This window comes from Devosia sp. Soil_C_22, from assembly GCF_057657195.1.
Genome location: NZ_JBDGIY010000001.1, coordinates 2100075 through 2119076 on the forward strand (window position 1 = coordinate 2100075; position 19002 = coordinate 2119076).

The window sequence follows — 19002 nt, forward strand, 5'->3', positions numbered from 1 at the left end:
CATCGCACCCTCCGGAAATTGGACAGTGTCAGTGCCACTAATCGATGGCGATTGAAAGCCGCCGCCGCGCGCATTTCCGTCTGGCGGTTATTTCCAGCGCCCGTAGGTCCACGGCAGGTACCAGTGCGCCTGCGCGGGCAAAGTTTCCGGCACCGGATCGTAGCCATGCGTGCCGCCCGGCCGGCAGCGGACGATGCGGGCGAGGCCCATCCAGCCGCCGGGCCAGAAGCCGTGCCGCCAGATCGCGTCGCGGGTGAATTCCGAGCAGGTCGGCGCGTGCCGGCAGTTGCGGCCCATGAACATGCTCAGCGAGTAGCGATAGCCCTGGATAAGCCCGTACGAGACGACCTTGAACGGCCAGTCCACGATGCTCCAGAACAGCTTCAGGCCCTGCCCCATCAGGCGGTCGCCTTGGCCTCGATCTTGTCGAGCGCCTCGCACACGGCATCGAACACCAGCAGCGTCGAGGTGTGCCGCGGCCGGTATTCCCGCACCGGCTCCAGATATTTGAGGTCGGCCCAGCGCTCGCCCGAAGGCGGCGGCCCGTCGGCCTTCAGCATCGCCGTCATCTCGTCGCGCACGCGGCGGAACTCGCCCGCCGTGGTGCCGACGACATGGCTCGCCACCACCGCCGCGGAGGTTTGCCCCAGCGCGCAGGCCTGGATGTCGTGGCCGTAGCCGGTGATCACGCCGTCATCCAGTTTGATGTCGACTTCGATGGTCGAACCGCACACACGACTCACCTTGCGCGCTGTCGCGTCGGCATCGCTCAGCCGGCCCGGGCGCGGCTGATTTCCAGCAATCTCGAGAATTTTGTCCGAGTAGAGGTCCGTGAGTTCCATTTGGCACGAAACTGTTCCTTGGCCCGACGCGTTTCAACCCTATATAGTGATGTGCATTCAGCAAGTCAGTGGCGTCCACGTCTCTGATGATCCGTGAACCGTTAGGCGACAATGCCACCTGTCGCCGGAAATTGACCGGGAGTTCAGCAATGGACGCCAGCGCTAAGCCGCACCAGCCTGTCACGCTCGTCGCTCATTACCCCAAGCCAAGCCGCGAGGAAGCCGAAGCGGCCGTCCGCACGCTGTTGGCCTGGGCCGGCGACAACCCTGAGCGCGAGGGCCTGCTCGACACCCCGCGCCGCGTCACCAATGCCTATGGCGAATTCTTCGCCGGCTATGCGCAGGACCCGGCCGAAATCCTCTCCACCACCTTCAAGGAGGTCGGCGGCTACGAGGACATCGTGCTGGTCAAGGACATCCCGTTCTCCAGCCACTGCGAGCACCACATGGTGCCGTTCTTCGGCAAGGTACACATCGCCTACCTGCCACAGGATGGCGTCGTCGGCTTGTCCAAGCTCGCCCGCCTCGTCGAGGTCTATGCCCGGCGCCTGCAGGTGCAGGAGAACATGACGGCCCAGATCATCGACGCGCTCAACGAGCACCTCAACCCGCGCGGCGCCGCCGTGCTGATCGAGGCCGAGCACATGTGCATGTCGATGCGCGGCGTACGCGCCCACGGCGCCCAGACCACCACGCTGCGCTTCACCGGCGTGTTCGCCGAGGAACGCGACCTGCAGGACCGCTTCTTCGCCCTGATCGGCAAGCGGGGCTGACCTCGGGTCAGCGTGGATGGCGCCAGACCCGCCTCACACGCGGTGTCATCCCAGCGAAAGCTGGGATCCAAGCCTCCACAAGCGCGGGCTGCAAGTTGGGCCCCAGCTGTCGCTGGGGTGACTGCCGGTGGGTGGGGCAAATGGCGGAACATCGACCCTGTCCGCCACCGCAACCGCGATCAAATACGCAAAAGCCGATGGTGGCATATGATCGGAGCCTCGTAGACGGAGCTTCGACATGACCGCCATCGCCAGGACCATCTGGCTCATCGAGACGCATTTCGGCGTGCCCCTGAGCCTTGACGAGATGGCCGCCCATGCCGGCGTCTCCCGCACCTACCTGTCCCGCATCTTCCCGCTCGCCACCGGCCACTCCATCTCCGGCTATACCCGTGCCCGCCGCCTCACCGAGGCGGCCAAGGCTCTGGCCAATGGAGCTCCGGACATTCTCGGCGTGGCGCTCGATGCCGGTTACGGGTCGCACGAGGCATTCACCCGCGCCTTCCGCGACCAGTTCGGGCTCACCCCGGCTGACTTGCGCAAACGGCGCTCCCTCAGTGACCTGAACCTTGTGGAGCCTCTCCCGATGCACACCGAAACCGCCGTCAAGCTCGCCCCGCCGCGCATCGAGCACATGCCCGCCCGCCGCATTGCCGGCCTCCTGCAGCGGCACGACATGCGCGATTCCAACTCCATCCCCGCGCACTGGCAGCGCTTCCAGCAATATCTCGGCCATATCCCGAACGCCGTGCCCCACATCGCCTATGGTGTCGTCGCAGACGGCGATGGCGACTACTGCACCTATATGTGCGGCCAGGAAGTCACCGCCACCGACGACCTGCCCGACGGCTTCGAGGTGCTCGAACTGCCCTCGCGCCGCTGGGCTCGCGTCACTCATTCTGGCCATATCTCGACCATCCGCTCGACCATCCAGGCGATTTTCGACCAGTGGCTGCCGCAGTCCGGATACACGCAGGCCGAGCAGATCAACTTCGTCGAGTATTACGGCCCCGATTTCAACGCGGCTGCCGGGCTCGGCACCTGCGAAATCTGGATCGGCCTCGCCGACTGACGCTCTGGCGCCCCTGCATGGGCCGGGCTATATCCCGGCTCATGAGCACGCCGTCCTTCACCGATCCCACCGCCCTGAGCCACGCCGACCTCGAGGAAGGCACCGTCTTTGCGCCGAAATTCGACGCGCACGGCCTCGTCACCGCCATCGCGCAGGAAGCCGGCAGCAATCGCGTGCTCATGGTCGCCCACATGAACGCCGAGGCTCTGCGCCTGACGCTCGAGAGCGGCGAAGCGCACTATTACTCGCGCTCGCGGCAAAAGCTCTGGAAGAAGGGCGAGAGCTCGGGCGAGATCCAGAAGGTGCTCGAACTGCGCACCGACTGCGACCAGGACGTGATCCTGATGCAGGTCGAGCAGACCGGCCGCGGCGCCGCCTGCCACACCGGCCGCAAGAGCTGCTTCTACCGCGTGGTCGAGCCCACCGGCACGCTCCACGACACGGGCGAGCCGCGACTATTCGATCCGGCTGAGGTCTACAAGGCTCAGTAGTGCGGCGGGGGCGGCTCCGCCTGCGGCGCCAGGGCAGGATGCGCTTCCACGTCGCGCAGTTGCGAGCCGAGATTGTGCAACTCGCGCTTCAGCGCCTCGATCTCCTTGAAATGGAGGGCCAGCGCCTGGTTCAGGTCCTCGATCGCCTGGTCCTGGAAAGCGATCGTCGTCTCCAGCTTCTCGATGCGGGCCGATAGGTCTTCGCTCATGCTGTCGTCTCCCTCGGGCGGCGATCAAAGAGCGGGACCACCAGCAGCCCCGCGATGAACCCGCCCAGATGTGCCTGCCAGGCAATCCCCGCTTCTTGCCCGGTCAGCAGCGGCAGGAACGGCACGGCGGCGTTGAGAATGACCCATACTGCAATGAAGAAGGCCGCCCGCTGGTTGCGTATCAATTCGGCGAGACTAGCCGTACGCCGCCCCAGCACACGTGGCTCGCCCGTCTCCGGATCGCGGGCGAAGAGCACCGGCTGGAACATGAAGCGGCAGGCCGCCCCGGTCAGCCCCGCAATGCCACCCGAGGCGCCAAGCAGCACCTGCAGATGCGGCAGCGTCGTTGCCGCGAAGAACAGTGCGCCCGCCAATGCGCTCACAAGGAAGAGAATCACCGTGGGAATCGCCCCGTATCGGCGGGCCATCGGGGTGCCGAAAATGGCGAGCCAGGCGCAATTGATTAAAAGGTGCTCCCATCCGGCATGCAAAAAGGCGTGCGTGAAGGGAGTCCAGAGGAGCGGTATCCACCCCCAATCGAACTCCGCCGGAATGAGTGCGCGCAGCGGGATGAACCCGAACCAGTAGACCAGCGTGATGTCCCCGGACTCCTTAAGAACAAAGGCTCTCGCCAGGTGGATGGCGACCATGAGGCCCACCAGCGCGCTCACCACTCCGGGCAACAGGAACACCGGCTGGCGTCCCTCATCGCTCTGAATCTGCTCGCCTTTTTGCTCGTCGCTCATCGAAACTCCCGGATTTTCGGGCTTTCTAGCCCAATCCCCTGACTTATCCACACGCCCCCTGCGGCGTTAACCCTAACAATTGATTAAAGGCGATTTCCCAAGCGCCTTTTGTCACTCTTGGTGTCGGCGGCGCTCGTTCCCCTACAGAGAGCGGGCTGGGTTACGAAACAAGGTAGAAGATGCAAAAGGCCAGCACCAAGGCGTTGTTCGACTATTGGAACGCCCTGCGTGGATCCCGCAGCGCGCCTGACCGGCGCGACATCGATCCCACGCGCATCCGCTCGGCCCTCGCCAACACCTTCATCCTCGAGTTCAACGACCGCCACGAGTTCGATTTTCGCCTCGCCGGCTCTCACCTTTGCACGGCCTATGCCCGCGAGCTCAAGGGCCGTTCCTTTACGCGTCTGTGGCACGATCGTGACCGCGACGCTATCGACACCCTGATCCGCGCCGTCACCGAGGATCATGCGGTTGCCCTCGTCACGTTCCAGGGCACGACGGCGGTGCACACGCGCCTGTCGGTCGAGACCATCCTGCTGCCGCTGCGTCACAACGGCAGCACGCAGTCGCGCATACTCGGCGCCATGACGGCGCTCGACGAGCCCTACTGGTTCGGCGTGCAACCGGTGCTCGAGCAACGCATCACCGGGCTGAGGCTGATCTGGCCCGACGATGTGTCGCTGGACGATGTCGCCCGCGACATGCGCTCCGTCGTGCCGTCCGAGGAGCTGGCTTTCGGCATCGCGCCACACGTCCCGCCCCCGATGTCGGCGACGGTTTACGGACGCACCGCGCGCCGCTACGCCCATCTCGCCGTCATCGACGGTGGCCGGCGCTGAAAAAACGCCGGATTCCGGCAATGTTCAGGCCGCCTCGAACGTTCAGTTAACCAAGCGTGGATTAGCCTGTCCCGGTCAATGACTTGGGACCCGGCGGTCGCAGCATGCTCACCGACAACACCCGGCTCGCGCGGCCGGCCCGCAACTACGCTCAGCTCCCGCAATTCCAGCGGGTGAGGGTGTCGATGCTCGGCCGCTACATGCTGTCCGACCGGCGCGAATTCCCCTGCCAGGTCCTTGAAATGTCCCCGGGCGACGCGCTCGTCATCGCCCCGGTTGCCGGCCTCGCCGGCGAGAAGGTCATCGCCTATCTCGATCATCTCGGCCGCATCGAGGGCGATGTCACCGAGGTCATCGAGGGCGGCTTCCACATGGGCATCGCCGCCACCTCGCGTAAGCGCGACAAGATGGCGGCCCAGCTCACCTGGCTCGCCAACAAGGACATTCTGAACCTGCCCGAGGACCGCCGCCATGAGCGCGTCGTCCCCGACAATCGGCACTCCTCCGTCGTCCTCGACGACGGCCGCCGCTACAACTGCAAGATCATCGACATCTCGCTGTCGGGTGCCGCCATCGAGCTCGCCGTCCGGCCCGCCATGGGCACGCCGGTCACGCTCGGCCGCATGCGCGCCCGCGTCGTCCGCCACTTCGGCGACGGCGTCGCCGTCGAGTTCGTCTCCGCCCAGGAAATGCTCACCGTGGTGCAGCAGAACCTGCGGATGAACTGACGGATCCGGCAACAGCGGGCCTCCTGCCGACTGGACTATCCCACCCACCGGGTCATCCCCGCGAAGGCGGGGATCTTTGTTTGGGCTGCGCGAACCGCAAACAGAGGTTCCCGCTTTCGCGGGAATGACTCCGTGTTTGGCGCGCCGACCAGCGGCCACCCCAAATTCATGCCTAACGAAGCGTGACCGCAACGCATTGAATTCGCTTAAAAACTAGCTTGCAGTTTTTCGGTCGGGGCAATTCGCCCCCGGCATCTTGGTCACCGTCAGGGGACTTCAAAGATGTCGAACACCACCAAGCAGCTCTTTTCCGTCGCAGCGGCCTTCGCCATGGCGATCTTCATTCTTGCCATTCCCGCCCGCGCCGACCAGATCGATTTTGCCAACCCGGCCTTCGCGCCTGCTGGTGGGCTGACCAGTATCCCGGTGGGCGCTTCGGACTTCTGCAAGGCCAACCGCGCCGAGTGCACCGCCAACCCCAATGCCGTCGAAGCCGCCTCGCTGACCGACAAGCGCTGGAACGAGCTGGTCGACGTCAACAACCTGATCAACGCCGCCGTGACCCCGGTCTCCGACAAGGACCTCTACCGCGTCTCCGAGCTGTGGGCCTATCCCGATGCCGGCTACGGCGACTGCGAGGACTTTGCCCTCGCCAAGCGCAAGGCGCTGATCGAGATGGGCTGGAACCCCTCGACCCTGCTGATGACCGTCGTCCGCCAGCCCAACGGCGAAGGCCATGCCGTGCTGCTGGTCCGCACCGATCGTGGCGACGTGGTGCTCGACAACCAGGACGGCCGCGTGCTGCTCTGGAACGAGACGCCCTACACCTACCTCAAGCGCCAGTCGCAGGCCGACGCCGCGCAGTGGGTCGACCTGATCGACGAGCGTGCCACTTTCGTGGCGTCGAAGTAAGTCGGCCGAACGCCAGACCTCAGGTCGTCAGCGCAAAATACCCGCCGACCCAGAGCAGGCCGGTGATGAAGGCCCAACCGAAGGCGACGAAGGCCGCCACCAGGGCCATGGTGATCGACAGTGTGCCGCTGCGATCCTGCTGCCAGCCCATCTGCAGCATGATGTAGGGGCCGCACACGAAGCTAACCCCGAGATGACCGAGCGTATGCAGGAACGTTCTGCCGTCGTAACGCAGCATGGCCTGCGTCCTGGCAAGGCCCTGGTAGAGATGCGTGCCCATGCCGGCCACCGTAAGCCCGACCGCCATGATCAGTCCGGCCAGCATCAGTTCTCTCAGCATCGGCGCCCACTCACCACATCTTAACGCTTTGTTAAGCATAGCAGGCGCCTGTTTGACTGTCATCCGACGCCCGCAGCGACTGGTTAATTCCCACATGTCCGGCAATGCCGAGGCCCCTGCCCCGCCCCACCATCCGGTTGGCTTCAACCTCGCCGGCATCGCCGCCCTGCTGCTGCTCGGCGGCATCGGTGTCGCCTATCTCATCGATGGCGCCGGCAGCACTGCCCGCACCGAGGCGCACCGGCTCGATGCCGAGACGACGCTGACCCGCTCGCTCGGTGGCGTCGAACTCGAGATTCCGCTCGCCTGGTTCCGCTACGATGAACAGCGCATCGAGGGCTTCGCCAAGCAGATCGACCTGCGCTTCGACCTGCCGCTCGGCCCCGATGCCGCTGTCGAGGCGGTCGACGTCACGCTACTGCCACGCAGCCGCGTCCGCCCCAGCGCCGCCCTGCTCGATGGGGTCTACCTGCATCAGTTCATGCCGGAACAGCTGGAAGGCCCGCCGGGCCTCGTGGGCAAGCCGCTACGGCCCGTGGAGGGCTATGCCGACGAAGCCGTGTGGTACGACGCCCTCTCGGCCGATCCGTTCGTGGCGAAGTGTTCTGCGCTCGTGCCGGGCGGCCCGGGCCAGTGCCTCAGGACCGTGCACCTGGGGCCAGGCGTCGCGGCCGTGTTCACGTTCCCCGAGGCTGCGCTGGCGCATTGGCGCGAGTTCGACGAACTGGTCGACGCGCGGCTGAACCAGATCGGGGCGCTGTAGAGAAAAACCGCTGGCAGACGACCCCCTACCATCCTCCCCCATAAAGGGGGAGGTGAAGAGTCGAGGCTTTTGCCGGGATGGCGCCCAACACACCGGTCGGGCACCTCCCCCTTTATGGGGGAGGCCGGGAGGGGGCCGTCTCTCTCGGTCGGCCCGGCGTCCCTGGATGCGTCAGTGGATCTCGTCCAGATCGACGTCGAGGATCGCCATCTGGAAGTTGTACGAGCGGTCGCCGTCCTCGTCGTCGACATAGATCAGGCCGAGGAATTCCTCGCCCAGGTACACTTCCACGCTGTCATTCTGCTTGTTGCGCGGGCGGACGTCGAGGTTCCGGTTGTTGAACTTCTGCTGCAGGAATTTCTGCAGCTTGATGATCTCGGGGTGGTTCATGGATGCGGCCTCCGAAGCGGTGATTTTCGCGCACAATAGGCATTGCGCCTTATCGGGCAATCCCGGCAAGGCGCTTTTTTCGCTCAGATAACGCTTGCCACCCGCTCCGGCCTCAGCCGGTCAGGTCCTGTACGCCGTGCGTCTGGTCCATCACCGAGGCCGGGTGCGCCGTGCCGGCTTCGCCGATGACGCGGGCCGGAACGCCCACCACCGTCACCCGCGGCGGCACTTCCTTGACCACCACCGAGCCGGCACCGATGCGCGCGCAATCGCCGACCTTGATATTGCCCAGCACCACGGCATGGGCACCGATCAGCACGCCATTGCCGATCTTGGGGTGCCGGTCTTCTTCGGATTTACCCGTTCCGCCCAGCGTCACACCCTGCAGGATCGAGACATTGTCGCCGATGGTCGCCGTCTCGCCGACCACGAACCCGGTTGCATGGTCGAGCAGGATGCCCTTGCCGATCCGCGCCGCGGGATTGATGTCGACCTGGAACACCGAGCTAGACCGGCTCTGGAGATACAGCGCGAAATCCTTGCGCCCCATGGTCCACAGCTGGTGCGCGAAGCGGTGCGTCTGGATGGCGTGAAAACCCTTGAAATAGAGAAAGCCGTCGACGGCCTTGTGCAGCGCCGGATCGCGCTCCAGCGTCGCCGCGAGGTCGGCCCGCGACTCGAGCCCGATCTCCGGCCGCGCGCTCAGGGCATCGCGAAAAGTCTGGCGGATCAGGTCGGCGGACACGTCGGCATGGTCGAGCCGCTCGGCCAGCCGATGCGCCAGCGCTTCCTCGAAATTCGAATGGTTGAGCACGTTGGAGTAGACGAGATTGGCGAGCGCCGGCTCAGCCTGCGCGACCTGTCGCGCCCCCGAGACCACCGCATCCCACACCGGATCGATCGCAGCGATCTCGACTGATTTGAGGTTGGTCGTGGTCATAGGTCTCTCCATCGGCAGGTGCCGATATAAGCCAAGTCATGCTCCGATACCAACCCCTAGCGCACAAAAACGTTCGCCGGGGAAATCGATCGTCGAATAGTTACTTGGGCTCAGTGCCGGGCGAGGAATTCCAGTGCGGCGGCCTTGAACAGCTTGTCGCCTGTCGCCCGCATGTGGTCGCGCCGCTCGATGGTGAAGGCCTCGCCCTGCGGCAGCATCGCCGCCAGCGCCTCGGCCGAACCCGCCATGTCGTCCTCGCTCCCCACCGCCACCAACACCGGGCCGGCGATCTTCCGGACGCTCGTTTCCGGCATCGGCTCGCGCGAATTGACCATGCAGGCAGCGAGCGCCGCCCGGTCGGCCTTGTTGTGATCGGCAAAGATGCGGAACTGCCGTGCCATCCGTCCCCTGACCTGCTCCAGCGACTCGGCCGTCAGGCCCTCGATGATCTCTTCGCTGTCCTCGAGCCCAGAGATCAGGTTGACTCCCATGCCGCCCCACACCGCGCAGCTCACCCGCTCGGGATGGTTCAGCATCAGGTAGGCGGTGATCCGTGCGCCCATCGAGTAGCCGATCACCGGCGCCGCTTCGATCTTCAGATGGTCGAGCAGCCGCCGTGCGTCCTCGGCCATCTCGTGCGCATAATAGAGCTTGGTGTCGTAGAGCTTTCGCGAGGCGCCGTGGCCACGATTGTCGAAGGTGATCGGCTGGTAGCCGGCCTCCTTCAGCGTCTCCACCCAGCCGGTATCGATCCAGTTGATCTTCCCCGACGAGCCGAAGCCGTGGATGAGCAGGATCGGCCTGCCCTCGCCATGCACCTCATAGGCGATGCCGATACCGGCGGAACTGAACTCGGGCATGGGAAACTCCGGACGGAAGCACTGCCCCGCCTCATACACACGCTGTCATCCCTGCGAAAGCAGGGATACGTCTCGCGGCAGCAGCCGTGCCGAAGATACCCCCACCCCTGTCCCCTCCCCGCAAGGAGGAGGGAGCCCCTCACACTAGCTCGGTGCGAATGGAACGACAGCGTGCGAGCGCACGTCGCCTCCCCCCTTGCGGGGGAGGGACAGGGTGGGGGGTACGTTTCCCGCACCGGCCCTGGTAGCCGCCCTTCCCTTCCGCCCCCTGCGCGACTATGTTCGCGCCGATTTCCACCCCGGGGACTTTTCCGATGGCACACGAGAGCACGCCGCACTTCCACAATACCGAGGGGCTGCGCAGCATCCAGATCGGGTCCAAGGAGTTCCAGTGCGTCGGTGCCCTGCCCCCGTTCGATCACCCCCATATCTATCTCGACATGGGCAAGGACAACGAGATCGTCTGCCCCTATTGCTCGACGCTCTACATCTACAACCGGGAGCTCGCGCCCGGCACTTCCGAGCCGCTCTCGGCCATCTTCCACTCCGAAGCCGCTTGATCCGCTGACATGTCCGGCAACGGACGCACCGTCTACATCGCCGGCGCCGGCATTGCCGGGCTGACGCTTGCCCTCGCACTCGCCAAGTTTGGCACGACCGTCGTGGTGCTCGAGCGTCGCGAGGCCGTGCAGGAAGTCGGCGCAGGGCTGCAGATCAGCCCCAACGCGCGAAAGATCCTCAACCGCCTCGGGCTCGACCGCGCACTCGCCGCCGTCGCCTTCGAACCGGCCGGCATCGACGTCGTGCCCTATGGCGCCCGCGAGCCGCTGCTGACGCTGGAACTCGGCCGTGTCGTGGAGGAGCGCTTCGGCGCCCCCTATGCGGTGATGCACCGCGCCGATCTCGCCGACGTGCTGTACCGGGCCTGCAAGCGCTTCGCCAATATCGACATCCTGTTCGGCGTGCGCTCCTATGACGTGGTGAGCCATGCCCGCGGCGTCTCGGTCACCGTCGATGAGGCGGACGGCAAATCGCGCTCGGCCCGCGCCTTTGCGTTCATCGGCGCCGACGGCGTCAACTCGCGCACCCGCACCGGCATCCTGATGGGACCCAAGGCGACCTACACCGGCGCGGTGGCCTGGCGCATCACGCTCGAGCAGACGGCGCTGGCCGGTGACATCCGGCAGGACCGCACCACGCTGCTCTGGGGCCCGGGCTACCACGCCGTCACCTACCCTCTGCCGCATCGCAAGCAGGTCAACGTCGCCCTGTTCGCCAAATGCAAACCGGAGATCGCCTTCGGCGACGACCCGCCGCACGCGCCGAAGCTGCCCTGGGCCGCCAGAAAGAGCCGCCAGTTCGAGGCTATCCTCGCCGCCGCCGGCGACGCCTGGGGTTTTTGGCCGCTCTCCACCGTCGAGGCGCCGAAATGGTCTGAGGGCAGCGTCGGGCTCATCGGCGATGCCGCGCATGCCATGATGCCGTTCCAGGCCCAGGGCGCCGTCATGGCCATCGAGGATGCCGCAATCCTCGCCCCGCTGCTGATGACCGAGCCCGATGCCGAGCAAGCCCTCCGCCGCTACGCCGCGATCAGGCAGCCACGCGTCGAGCGGGTGCGGAAAATCTCGAACTCCAACGGCTTCGCCTTCCACCTCGAGTGGCCGTTCACGCTGGCTCGCAATGCCGTGGTGAAACTCCAGGGCCCTCGCGGACATTTGGATCGGCTGGCCTGGCTCTACGGTTACGACGTCGCCCCCGATCCCACCCCTCTGGTGGCGCCGCGCTGACCTGCCGCGCTTGCGCAACTGCCGGTCGCTGTGTCAACTGCGCCCAATTCTGGAAAACTCGCCTGATGCCCGTATCGCCCCAGTCCAACCTCACGCTTGCCTGCGTGCTGATCACCATCTTCCTGGACATGCTGGGCTACGGCATCATCCTGCCCGTGCTGCCGCAGCTGATCGGCCAGTTGTCGGGCGGCAGCGTCGCGCAGGCCGCCGTGATCGGCGGCTATCTCGTCTTTGCCTATTCGCTGATGCAGTTCCTGTTCGGCCCGGCACTCGGCAACCTGTCGGACCGCTTCGGCCGCCGCCCGATCATCCTGATCGCGCTCGCTGGCCTCACCATCAACTACACGACCATGGGATTTGCCAATGCGATCCCGCTGATCTTCGTCGGGCAGATCATCGCCGGCATTTCGGGCGCGTCGGTCGCGACCGCCACCGCCTACGTCGCCGACATCACCCCGCGCGACAAGCGCGCGCATCGCTTCGGCCTCATCGGCGCCGCCTTCGGCCTCGGCTTCATCTTCGGACCGGTTGTGGGCGGTCTCCTCGGTGAGCTCGGCCCGCGCTGGCCCTTCTATGCTGCCGCCGCGCTCGCCGGCGCCAACCTGCTGTTCGGCTTCTTCGTGCTGCCCGAAAGTCTCGGCAAGGACAAACGCCGCCCCTTCGACATCCGCCGCGCCAACCCGTTCGGAGTATTGCTGAGCCTTTCGCGCAACCCGGTGGTGCTCTGGCTGCTCGGTACGCTCGGTATTTTCGTGCTCGCCAGCCAATCCTTCCCCTCGGTGTGGAACTTCTTCACCATCGAGGTGCTGAATTTCTCGTCGGCCCAGATCGGCATCGCGCTGGGCTGCTTCGGCATCGGCTTTGCCGCCAGCCAGGCGCTGCTGGTGGGGCTGCTGACCAAGAAGATCGGCGAATGGTCGACGGTGCTGCTCGGCATGCTGGCCGCCTCGATCGCCTTCATCGGCACGGCCTTCATCCACTCCGAACTTCCGCTCTACGGCTTCCTGATCTTCGGTTCACTCGCCGGCATGGCCGGTCCCGCCATCAACTCGCTGATGTCGCGACAGGTGCCGGACGACGCGCAGGGTGAACTGCAGGGCGCCATCAACGCCACCAATTCGCTGGCCTCGATCCTCGGCCCGCTGCTCGCCACCCAGCTGTTCAGCTTCTTCACCCGCGCCCCGAAAGGCGCACCGGACTATTTCCCCGGCGCCCCCTTCTTCGGCGCCGGCGTACTCGTCCTCATAGCCGCAGGCCTGTTCATCTACACCGTCCGCCGCTTCGACCTGATGCACCGCCCGCGCGTCTCCAAGAAAGACCACGTGCACGAGATGGCCCAGCCCGGCCAGCAGCAAACCCCGCCGCATGCCGAGAACGGGAACGGCAACGGCAACGGCAAGTAGGCCGCGCTAACCGTCCCTCTCGAAGCCCGCCGCCCCCCACCGGGTCATCCCCGCGAAAGCGGGGATCTCTGTTTCACCGCACGCTCCGCAAACAGAGATTCCCGCTTTCGCGGGAATGACTCCGTGGGTGACAGCGGCCTGGAGTGCCATGAAAAGAAAAGGGCGCGGCCTCGGCCACGCCCTTGTTCAATCCGCGTCGCGAACCGCTTAGTCCACGTCCGCCACGCGATCCGCATATCCGGTCACCCGCGCCGCCAGCGAGGCTTCCATGAAGTCGTCGAGGTCGCCATCCAGCACCGCGCCGGTATTGGACGTCTCGTGTCCGGTGCGCAGGTCCTTCACCATCTGGTACGGCTGCAGCACGTAGCTGCGGATCTGGTGGCCCCAGCCGACATCGGTCTTGGCCGCCGATTCCGCGTTCGCCGCTTCCTCGCGCTTTTGCAGCTCGATCTCATAGAGCCGCGCCTTCAGCATGTTCATCGCCGTCGCACGGTTCTTGTGCTGGCTGCGTTCCTGCTGGCAGGCGACGATCACGCCCGACGGAATATGCGTGATGCGGATCGCCGAGTCGGTGGTGTTCACGTGCTGGCCGCCCGCACCGGACGACCGGTAGGTGTCGACCTTGAGGTCGGACTCATTGATCTCGATGTTGATCGTGTCGTCGACCACCGGATAGACCCACGCGCTCGAAAAGCTCGTGTGCCGCCGCGCCGCGCTGTCATAGGGCGAGATGCGGACCAGCCGGTGCACGCCCGATTCCGTCTTCAGCCAGCCATAGGCATTGTGCCCGGAGATCTTGACCGTGGCGGACTTGATGCCGGCCTCTTCGCCGTCATGCATTTCCATCACTTCGATCTTGAACTTCCGCCGCTCGGCCCAGCGCGTGTACATGCGCAACAGGATATTGGCCCAGTCCTGGCTCTCGGTGCCGCCTGCGCCCGAGTGAATCTCGAGATAGGCGTCGTTGCCATCCGCCTCGCCGGACAGCAGCGTCTCGACCTGGGCCGAGCGCGCGTCCTTGAGCGCGGTCTGGAGGGCCTCTTCGGCTTCCTTGACCACGTCGGCATCGCCTTCCGCCTCGCCCATCTCGATGAGCTCGGAGTTGTCGCGGACCGCTGCCTCGAGCCGCTTCACCGCGCTGATCTGGCTATCCAGCTCGTCGCGCTGCTGCATGATCGGCCGCGCCTTCTCGGGATCGGCCCAGAAGTTCGGATTTTCGGTACGGGCGTTGAGGTCGTCTAGTCTTGCCTGGGCTGTATCCCAGTCAAAGATGCCTCCTCAGCAGGCTCAGCACCTGCTCGATTTCAGCGATGGTCTTGGTCGTCTCGGCGCGCATTCCATGTCCTCAAATGCTTTTGGGCTCATGTAGTTGAGACGAAGGTTGCGATCAACCCGTTCTTCCCCGCGTCACCCGCCCATGCTAGGCACGCGGAGTTTGAGAGGCGGGCCGTGGCCGAACCCATCCAAGGTGTGAGCTTCGTGTCGAGTGGCACGCCGGAGGCCGATCGGGCCGCCGCCATGCTGCGCGAGCGCTATGGCGATTGCGGCTTCGACGAGGCCCAGGTGGTGGTTGCGCTCGGCGGCGACGGCCTGATGCTGCAGACCCTGCACGACAAGATGGGCACAGGCGTGCCCGTCTACGGCATGAATTTCGGCACTGTCGGCTTCCTGATGAACGACTATGCCGCCGATGGCCTGATCGAGCGGCTCAGCGCCGCCAGCCCCACCGACATCTATCCGCTCGAAATGCATGTCCGCCTTGCCGACGGCAGCGAGGCGACCGCCCTCGCCCTCAACGAGGTCTCGCTGTTCCGTATGAGCTACCAGGCGGTGAAGGTCGAGATCCTGGTCGACGGCAAGACCCGCCTCGACGAACTCATCTGCGACGGCGTGCTGCTCTCTACCCCTGCGGGCTCGACCGCCTACAACCTCTCGGCCCACGGCCCCATCCTGCCGATCGAGGCCAAGCTCCTCGCCCTCACCCCGATCTCCCCCTTTCGCCCCCGCCGCTGGCGCGGCGCCGTGCTCAACAACGACGCCGTGGTGACCTTCCTCACCCGCGAGCCCGACAAACGCCCGGTCGCCGCCGTCGCCGACAACGTCGAATTCCAGCGCGTGCTCGAGGTAACGGTGCGCGAGAATCGCAGGCAGAAGGCCACCCTGCTGTTCGATCCCGGCTCGGGGCTCGAGGAGCGCGTACTGGCGGAACAGTTCAGCTACTAGGCTGCGGCTCGAGGTAATACTCGGCCTCATCGGCGGTGGCGATGCCCGCCACCTGCCACATCTGCGCAATCCGCTGTTTGTGCTCGCGGCCGAGAATGGGCAGCCGGAGCCGGTGGAGGCCAAACATGTTGACCTCCGGCCGCGACACACCGTCCAGCACCCGTCCGATGACAGCCGCCTCCTCGGGCCACTTGGCAAACAGCGTAATGCAGGTCCGCGGCCCGTTCACATAGCGGCCGGCGATCTCCCCGCGCCACCTGAGATAAGCGTAGTACAGAAGAAACTCACCGAAGCCCTTGAGATTGATCAGGAAGGCGCGTGCAAACGGCATACCCTCACGCTTTTCCACCTCGTCGAGCAGTGCGCGCGCCATATCGGTATACATGAGGTAGGGTGTGATGGTCGGCATGGCCTCGGCCATCGCCTCATCAAGCGAAATGCCGAAATATGACGCCGACGCCACCAGCAGATACTGCATTGCCGGACTGGGACGGTCGAACAGCGTCAGCGCCTTGCCGTCGCGGAAGAAATCGGCCGCCGATGCCGGGCGGATGAAGTGGTTCTTGGCGTCGAGCACCAGATAGGTGAGCGCGGCGATCCGGCGCGAGACGAGCAGCTTGATCACCTGCTGCCCACGCCAGCCTCCGAGCTTCTCGGTGGCGAGAGTCGAGGCCGGCAGGATCCTCACCTTGTCCCGGAGAGCTGGTCGGAGTCTGTCGACAAAGCCACGTAGCCCTGCCTCGAAACCATCTGCCTCCCCGTTCGGGATCAGCCAGTAGGTTCCGAGCGTATCGAGGTCGAACAGGCGATCGATTGAGACGAGCTGCAGCTCGAGCAGCCGCACGTCCCCCTCGAACACCACGCAGACAATGTCGACCTGTTGCATCGCACTCAGGCCGCGGGCAAGGCCAGCCGGTCTTCGGTCTCGATCCGAGGCAGCGGCATCGGCGCCTCGGCCCCCACGGCGAAGCCGGCCATCACGCCGCGCGCGGCCTTGCGGGCGAGGATCACGTTCTGCTCGCTGAGATAGGCGAAGGCCTCCTCGAGCTCGGCGGGAATCGAGCCAGCATGGTCGGCGATCAGTTCCTCGGTCAGCGCCGTCACCACGAAGTGGCGCGCCGCCAGATCGTCCGCAAGGTCTGCCGAGCGTGCGTGGAAGATAAGCCTCGCCAGCAGGTTCCGCACCGCCGGGCTCAGGCCGCAGCGGGCGAACAGCGCGTTGAGCGAGGCGCGGCTGCCGCGATCGAGCAGCGTGAACACCTTGTCGCGCACCACGCCGCTCAGTTGCGCGATGCAATCGGCAAAGAACAGCACATGGCCCTGCACCAGGGCGTGCAGCATGACGCGGGTCGAGACTTCCTCGGCATCGATCAGCTCGGCCGCATAGGGCGCTCGGCCCGAGGCCGCCTCTTCCTCGCCGATGGCGGTGAGGGCCGTATCGGTCGCGTCGCGCAGCAGCCGCCCAAGCCGGGCCGGCGCAATCGCGCCACTGACGATGCGGGCCCCTGTCAGGGCCACCGCTACCGCCTTGACCAGAACCAGCCGTGCATCGGCCGGCAGGTCGTCGCGATCGAGCAGCAGCCCGCGCACCTCGGCGTCCTCGCTGCCGAGGCCTCGAGCGAGCGCACTGAAGGTCACCGCCGACAGAACCACATCCGGCCGGGCCAGCAGAGCCACCAGCACGGCCCGGTCTCCGCTCGCCACCAGCGCTTCGCCCAGCCGCAGGCTCAGCCGCTCGCGCATGGCGATCGCCAGGAGCAGCGTCGCATCGCCACCGCGGACGACTGTCAGCAGGTCCGTATCGACCAGCGCCGGCGAGTACTGCACCACCGCCCGCGCGATGATGGCGCTGTCCTGCAGCAGGGCCAGCAGGATCGGGCGCGGCGCGTCCATCGAGTGCAGCAGGCCGTAGGCCAGCGCTCCACGCACCCGCACCGACGGGTCGTCGAGAAAGCCGATCAGCGCTGCGTAGAGCGCCGCATGCTCGTCGGCCGGACCATAGTGGTTGAGATAGGCGAGAGCCGCCAGATGCGCCGCCCGGCCACGCTCTTCGCTGTCATGCGACTGGCTCAGCGCCACGAAGTCCTGGTAGGCGACCATCAAGCTCTCCGGATTGTGCCAAAGACGCTATCCGCCAAGCCTTAAGGAACGGTTCACCATAATTTCAGCGCCGATCAAGGAGCTTTGCCCTGCCCGTAGAGCTGCACGAATAGCGCCCCGCCCTGCGCTTCGTCGGCGGGGCTCAGCAGCACGCGGCCGGTGACATCGCCCTCGTTGGAGAACATCGAGGTGAAGCTCATGTCGTCCGGCCCGAAGCGCGACGGCACCGCCACATCGGGCCACTTGGAGGGATCGTCGCCCAACTGCTGCGCGGTGAAGCGGGTATCGGCTACGCCATCGTGCTTCCCCACCAGCGACAGATACACCTCGCGGATCGTCCGCGCCTTGCCGTCGTCGTAAAAAATCGTGGGGTTGGCCTTGGCCTGCCTGGGAAACAGCCTGGCTGCGATCTGGTTCGGGTCCGCGAGTCCGGCCGTGAACAGCTTTTCCGCCCCTTGCGCCCCGAGGAAATGCGCGATGTAGAGCTCACCGGGGCTCGGCATCCGCCCGAACTTTTCGAACAGGTATTCGCCGTTGGAACGAGTGAACGCCGCCGCAAGGTCCGAGGCCACGGCCGGGTTCTCGCGCAGCGCCAGGATCTCTTTCCTCAGGCCCTTGTCGGCGACGTAGTAGTCACCGTCCGTATCGACCTGGATGGCGTCGGCATAGGCCTGATAGCCCAGCCGCGGCCCCTGCTCCTTCATCACCTGCAGCCAGGTGCTGTCGAGGAACTGGAACAGGCCGGTGGCGCTCGAGGTGCGCGCCTTGGCTTCCGGGTTGAGGCTGCTTTCGCGAATTGCCGTCTGCAGCAGGTAGTCGAAATCGACGTCGCTCTTCGCCCCTGCCGAATCAATGGCATAGGCGAGCGGCTGCGGCACCGATATCGGCTTCACGCCCATCGAATCGACGAGACCCGGCTGCTAACGATCGGTTAACCAATCGCCCGCAGCCGGTTAACGAAAGGTTACCCGCGCCACCAGGTCGCGATCTTCTCGACGCTCGGGCGGTCGCGATCCTCGATCACTGCGGTCGGCGTGCCGATGTGAATGAAGCCGATGAAGCGCTCGCCGCCGCGCGCGCCCAGCATGGTCTGGGCTTCCGTGTCGAAGCCGTACCAGCGATTGGTCCAGGTGGCGGCAAAGCCCATGGCGAAGGCGGCGTGCGAGAGGTTGAAGCACACATTGCCGGCCGAGAGCAGTTGCTCCATCTCCGGGGCCTTGGGATTCGGCTTGGGCGACAGCAGCACGCCGATGGTCACCGGCGCCGGCAGGAACTGGCGCCGCTCGATGTCGAGCCCGGCTTCGTCGAGCTCGGGCCGTCGGCGTTTCATGATCTCGGCCAGCTTTTCGCCGGCTTCGATGCGCGCGTCGCCTTCGATGACAATCAGCCGCCACGGCTCGAACTTGCCATGGTCGGGCACCCGCACGCCGATGGTGATGATCTCGCGAAGTTGCTCGGGCGTCGGACCCGGATCCTTGAGGAAGCCGATGCCGACCGAGCGGCGGGTCTTGAGATAGTCGACGACTGCGGAGTTGATGGTCATGGGTCTGTCCTTGCGAGAGTGCGGACCTTATGACACAGCTT

Annotated in this window: 24 protein-coding genes; 11 read left to right on the forward strand and 13 right to left on the reverse strand. The window is 65.6% G+C overall.

The features are described from left to right. Positions 1-87 precede the first annotated feature (87 nt). Together yidD and AC3A6I_RS10140 are read right to left on the reverse strand one after the other, a co-directional pair. Positions 88-399 (reverse strand): membrane protein insertion efficiency factor YidD, encoded by a 312-nt coding sequence (gene yidD, locus AC3A6I_RS10135; protein ID WP_487543558.1) that lies wholly within the window; start codon positions 397-399, stop codon positions 88-90. Beyond that, positions 399-842: an iron-sulfur cluster assembly scaffold protein gene (locus AC3A6I_RS10140; RefSeq protein ID WP_487543559.1), complete on the reverse strand. Its 444-nt coding sequence runs from the start codon at positions 840-842 to the stop codon at positions 399-401. The genes yidD and AC3A6I_RS10140 overlap by 1 nt, the downstream gene beginning before the upstream one ends. Before the next feature lie 149 nt (positions 843-991). Here AC3A6I_RS10140 and folE point away from each other — a divergent pair, with 149 nt between their 5' ends. From folE to hisI, 3 genes are all read left to right on the forward strand, one after another. After that, the gene (folE, locus tag AC3A6I_RS10145) at positions 992-1615 is read left to right on the forward strand and encodes a GTP cyclohydrolase I FolE (RefSeq protein WP_487543560.1); all 624 of its coding nucleotides are present in this window, start codon (positions 992-994) and stop codon (positions 1613-1615) included. 238 nt (positions 1616-1853) lie between these two features. Further along, positions 1854-2687 carry an AraC family transcriptional regulator gene (locus AC3A6I_RS10150; RefSeq protein ID WP_487543561.1) on the forward strand — a complete coding sequence of 278 codons (834 nt, stop codon included), beginning with the start codon at positions 1854-1856 and terminating at the stop codon, positions 2685-2687. Positions 2688-2728: 41 nt separating this feature from the next. Beyond that, positions 2729-3178 carry a phosphoribosyl-AMP cyclohydrolase gene (gene hisI / locus AC3A6I_RS10155; protein ID WP_487543562.1) on the forward strand — a complete coding sequence of 150 codons (450 nt, stop codon included), beginning with the start codon at positions 2729-2731 and terminating at the stop codon, positions 3176-3178. On the opposite strand, the gene AC3A6I_RS10160 is transcribed toward hisI, so the two are convergent. Together AC3A6I_RS10160 and AC3A6I_RS10165 are read right to left on the reverse strand one after the other, a co-directional pair. Further along, positions 3172-3387: a SlyX family protein gene (locus tag AC3A6I_RS10160; protein WP_487543563.1), complete on the reverse strand. Its 216-nt coding sequence runs from the start codon at positions 3385-3387 to the stop codon at positions 3172-3174. The two genes, hisI and AC3A6I_RS10160, sit on opposite strands and share 7 nt — an antisense overlap. Beyond that, on the reverse strand, positions 3384-4133 hold the full coding sequence (locus AC3A6I_RS10165) for a rhomboid family intramembrane serine protease (protein WP_487543564.1): 750 nt from the start codon (positions 4131-4133) through the stop codon (positions 3384-3386). Before AC3A6I_RS10165 ends, AC3A6I_RS10160 begins: the two co-directional genes overlap by 4 nt. A 179-nt stretch (positions 4134-4312) precedes the next feature. Between AC3A6I_RS10165 and AC3A6I_RS10170 the strand changes: the two genes are divergently transcribed. The 3 genes from AC3A6I_RS10170 to AC3A6I_RS10180 all read left to right on the forward strand — a co-directional run bounded on the left by AC3A6I_RS10170 (position 4313) and on the right by AC3A6I_RS10180 (position 6612). Further along, the gene (locus AC3A6I_RS10170) at positions 4313-4972 is read left to right on the forward strand and encodes a PAS domain-containing protein (protein WP_487543565.1); all 660 of its coding nucleotides are present in this window, start codon (positions 4313-4315) and stop codon (positions 4970-4972) included. Positions 4973-5076: 104 nt separating this feature from the next. Further along, entirely contained in the window at positions 5077-5700 is a 624-nt protein-coding gene (locus AC3A6I_RS10175) for a PilZ domain-containing protein (protein ID WP_487543566.1), read from the forward strand. A gap of 282 nt (positions 5701-5982) precedes the next feature. Continuing rightward, on the forward strand, positions 5983-6612 hold the full coding sequence (locus AC3A6I_RS10180) for a transglutaminase-like cysteine peptidase (RefSeq protein WP_487543567.1): 630 nt from the start codon (positions 5983-5985) through the stop codon (positions 6610-6612). A gap of 19 nt (positions 6613-6631) precedes the next feature. Here the strand turns inward: AC3A6I_RS10180 and AC3A6I_RS10185 are convergent, their stop codons facing one another. After that, positions 6632-6952, reverse strand: a complete 321-nt coding sequence (locus AC3A6I_RS10185) for a DUF6949 family protein (RefSeq protein ID WP_487543568.1) — start codon at positions 6950-6952, stop codon at positions 6632-6634. Between the two features lie 94 nt (positions 6953-7046). Here AC3A6I_RS10185 and AC3A6I_RS10190 point away from each other — a divergent pair, with 94 nt between their 5' ends. Then, positions 7047-7715, forward strand: coding sequence for a hypothetical protein (locus AC3A6I_RS10190; RefSeq protein WP_487543569.1), 669 nt, complete (start codon positions 7047-7049; stop codon positions 7713-7715). Between the two features lie 171 nt (positions 7716-7886). Here the strand turns inward: AC3A6I_RS10190 and AC3A6I_RS10195 are convergent, their stop codons facing one another. The 3 genes from AC3A6I_RS10195 to AC3A6I_RS10205 form a co-directional block, all read right to left on the reverse strand. Continuing rightward, positions 7887-8105: a DUF3126 family protein gene (locus AC3A6I_RS10195; RefSeq protein WP_487543570.1), complete on the reverse strand. Its 219-nt coding sequence runs from the start codon at positions 8103-8105 to the stop codon at positions 7887-7889. A gap of 112 nt (positions 8106-8217) precedes the next feature. After that, complete coding sequence (cysE, locus tag AC3A6I_RS10200) at positions 8218-9045, reverse strand: serine O-acetyltransferase (RefSeq protein ID WP_487543571.1); 828 nt, start codon at positions 9043-9045, stop codon at positions 8218-8220. A gap of 110 nt (positions 9046-9155) precedes the next feature. After that, on the reverse strand, positions 9156-9905 hold the full coding sequence (locus AC3A6I_RS10205) for an alpha/beta fold hydrolase (protein ID WP_487543572.1): 750 nt from the start codon (positions 9903-9905) through the stop codon (positions 9156-9158). Positions 9906-10219: 314 nt separating this feature from the next. Between AC3A6I_RS10205 and AC3A6I_RS10210 the strand changes: the two genes are divergently transcribed. The 3 genes from AC3A6I_RS10210 to AC3A6I_RS10220 all read left to right on the forward strand — a co-directional run bounded on the left by AC3A6I_RS10210 (position 10220) and on the right by AC3A6I_RS10220 (position 13095). After that, positions 10220-10465 carry a zinc-finger domain-containing protein gene (locus AC3A6I_RS10210; RefSeq protein ID WP_487543573.1) on the forward strand — a complete coding sequence of 82 codons (246 nt, stop codon included), beginning with the start codon at positions 10220-10222 and terminating at the stop codon, positions 10463-10465. 9 nt (positions 10466-10474) lie between these two features. After that, positions 10475-11692, forward strand: a complete 1218-nt coding sequence (locus AC3A6I_RS10215) for an FAD-dependent monooxygenase (protein WP_487543574.1) — start codon at positions 10475-10477, stop codon at positions 11690-11692. A gap of 65 nt (positions 11693-11757) precedes the next feature. Further along, complete coding sequence (locus tag AC3A6I_RS10220; protein ID WP_487543575.1) at positions 11758-13095, forward strand: TCR/Tet family MFS transporter; 1338 nt, start codon at positions 11758-11760, stop codon at positions 13093-13095. A 207-nt stretch (positions 13096-13302) separates the two neighbouring features. Here the strand turns inward: AC3A6I_RS10220 and prfB are convergent. Next, positions 13303-14431, reverse strand: a protein-coding gene (gene prfB, locus AC3A6I_RS10225) for a peptide chain release factor 2 (protein WP_487543576.1) whose coding sequence is annotated in 2 segments (ribosomal slippage) — positions 13303-14361 and positions 14363-14431 — 1128 coding nt in all. Because the reading frame shifts where the segments join, the coding sequence is not laid out codon by codon here. Between the two features lie 113 nt (positions 14432-14544). On the opposite strand from prfB, the gene AC3A6I_RS10230 reads away from it, so the two are divergent. Then, a complete protein-coding gene (locus AC3A6I_RS10230) occupies positions 14545-15318 on the forward strand; it encodes an NAD kinase (protein WP_487543577.1) in 774 nt (257 codons plus the stop codon). Here AC3A6I_RS10230 and AC3A6I_RS10235 read toward each other — a convergent pair. The 4 genes from AC3A6I_RS10235 to AC3A6I_RS10250 all read right to left on the reverse strand — a co-directional run bounded on the left by AC3A6I_RS10235 (position 15308) and on the right by AC3A6I_RS10250 (position 18961). Then, positions 15308-16204: a DUF6492 family protein gene (locus AC3A6I_RS10235; protein ID WP_487543578.1), complete on the reverse strand. Its 897-nt coding sequence runs from the start codon at positions 16202-16204 to the stop codon at positions 15308-15310. The genes AC3A6I_RS10230 and AC3A6I_RS10235 overlap by 11 nt on opposite strands. Before the next feature lie 5 nt (positions 16205-16209). Then, on the reverse strand, positions 16210-17418 hold the full coding sequence (locus AC3A6I_RS10240) for a DUF2336 domain-containing protein (protein ID WP_487543579.1): 1209 nt from the start codon (positions 17416-17418) through the stop codon (positions 16210-16212). Positions 17419-17492: 74 nt separating this feature from the next. Further along, positions 17493-18311: a transglycosylase SLT domain-containing protein gene (locus AC3A6I_RS10245; protein WP_487543580.1), complete on the reverse strand. Its 819-nt coding sequence runs from the start codon at positions 18309-18311 to the stop codon at positions 17493-17495. Between the two features lie 71 nt (positions 18312-18382). Beyond that, entirely contained in the window at positions 18383-18961 is a 579-nt protein-coding gene (locus AC3A6I_RS10250) for a nitroreductase family protein (RefSeq protein ID WP_487543581.1), read from the reverse strand. Positions 18962-19002 lie beyond the last annotated feature (41 nt).

Coding starts and splice junctions, on each gene's coding strand:
- yidD (WP_487543558.1), bottom strand. CDS start 399: ATGGGGCAGGGCCTGAAGCTGTTCTGGAGCATCGTGGACTGGCCGTTC.
- AC3A6I_RS10140 (WP_487543559.1), bottom strand. CDS start 842: ATGGAACTCACGGACCTCTACTCGGACAAAATTCTCGAGATTGCTGGA.
- folE (WP_487543560.1), top strand. CDS start 992: ATGGACGCCAGCGCTAAGCCGCACCAGCCTGTCACGCTCGTCGCTCAT.
- AC3A6I_RS10150 (WP_487543561.1), top strand. CDS start 1,854: ATGACCGCCATCGCCAGGACCATCTGGCTCATCGAGACGCATTTCGGC.
- hisI (WP_487543562.1), top strand. CDS start 2,729: ATGAGCACGCCGTCCTTCACCGATCCCACCGCCCTGAGCCACGCCGAC.
- AC3A6I_RS10160 (WP_487543563.1), bottom strand. CDS start 3,387: ATGAGCGAAGACCTATCGGCCCGCATCGAGAAGCTGGAGACGACGATC.
- AC3A6I_RS10165 (WP_487543564.1), bottom strand. CDS start 4,133: ATGAGCGACGAGCAAAAAGGCGAGCAGATTCAGAGCGATGAGGGACGC.
- AC3A6I_RS10170 (WP_487543565.1), top strand. CDS start 4,313: ATGCAAAAGGCCAGCACCAAGGCGTTGTTCGACTATTGGAACGCCCTG.
- AC3A6I_RS10175 (WP_487543566.1), top strand. CDS start 5,077: ATGCTCACCGACAACACCCGGCTCGCGCGGCCGGCCCGCAACTACGCT.
- AC3A6I_RS10180 (WP_487543567.1), top strand. CDS start 5,983: ATGTCGAACACCACCAAGCAGCTCTTTTCCGTCGCAGCGGCCTTCGCC.
- AC3A6I_RS10185 (WP_487543568.1), bottom strand. CDS start 6,952: ATGCTGAGAGAACTGATGCTGGCCGGACTGATCATGGCGGTCGGGCTT.
- AC3A6I_RS10190 (WP_487543569.1), top strand. CDS start 7,047: ATGTCCGGCAATGCCGAGGCCCCTGCCCCGCCCCACCATCCGGTTGGC.
- AC3A6I_RS10195 (WP_487543570.1), bottom strand. CDS start 8,105: ATGAACCACCCCGAGATCATCAAGCTGCAGAAATTCCTGCAGCAGAAG.
- cysE (WP_487543571.1), bottom strand. CDS start 9,045: ATGACCACGACCAACCTCAAATCAGTCGAGATCGCTGCGATCGATCCG.
- AC3A6I_RS10205 (WP_487543572.1), bottom strand. CDS start 9,905: ATGCCCGAGTTCAGTTCCGCCGGTATCGGCATCGCCTATGAGGTGCAT.
- AC3A6I_RS10210 (WP_487543573.1), top strand. CDS start 10,220: ATGGCACACGAGAGCACGCCGCACTTCCACAATACCGAGGGGCTGCGC.
- AC3A6I_RS10215 (WP_487543574.1), top strand. CDS start 10,475: ATGTCCGGCAACGGACGCACCGTCTACATCGCCGGCGCCGGCATTGCC.
- AC3A6I_RS10220 (WP_487543575.1), top strand. CDS start 11,758: ATGCCCGTATCGCCCCAGTCCAACCTCACGCTTGCCTGCGTGCTGATC.
- AC3A6I_RS10235 (WP_487543578.1), bottom strand. CDS start 16,204: ATGCAACAGGTCGACATTGTCTGCGTGGTGTTCGAGGGGGACGTGCGG.
- AC3A6I_RS10240 (WP_487543579.1), bottom strand. CDS start 17,418: ATGGTCGCCTACCAGGACTTCGTGGCGCTGAGCCAGTCGCATGACAGC.
- AC3A6I_RS10250 (WP_487543581.1), bottom strand. CDS start 18,961: ATGACCATCAACTCCGCAGTCGTCGACTATCTCAAGACCCGCCGCTCG.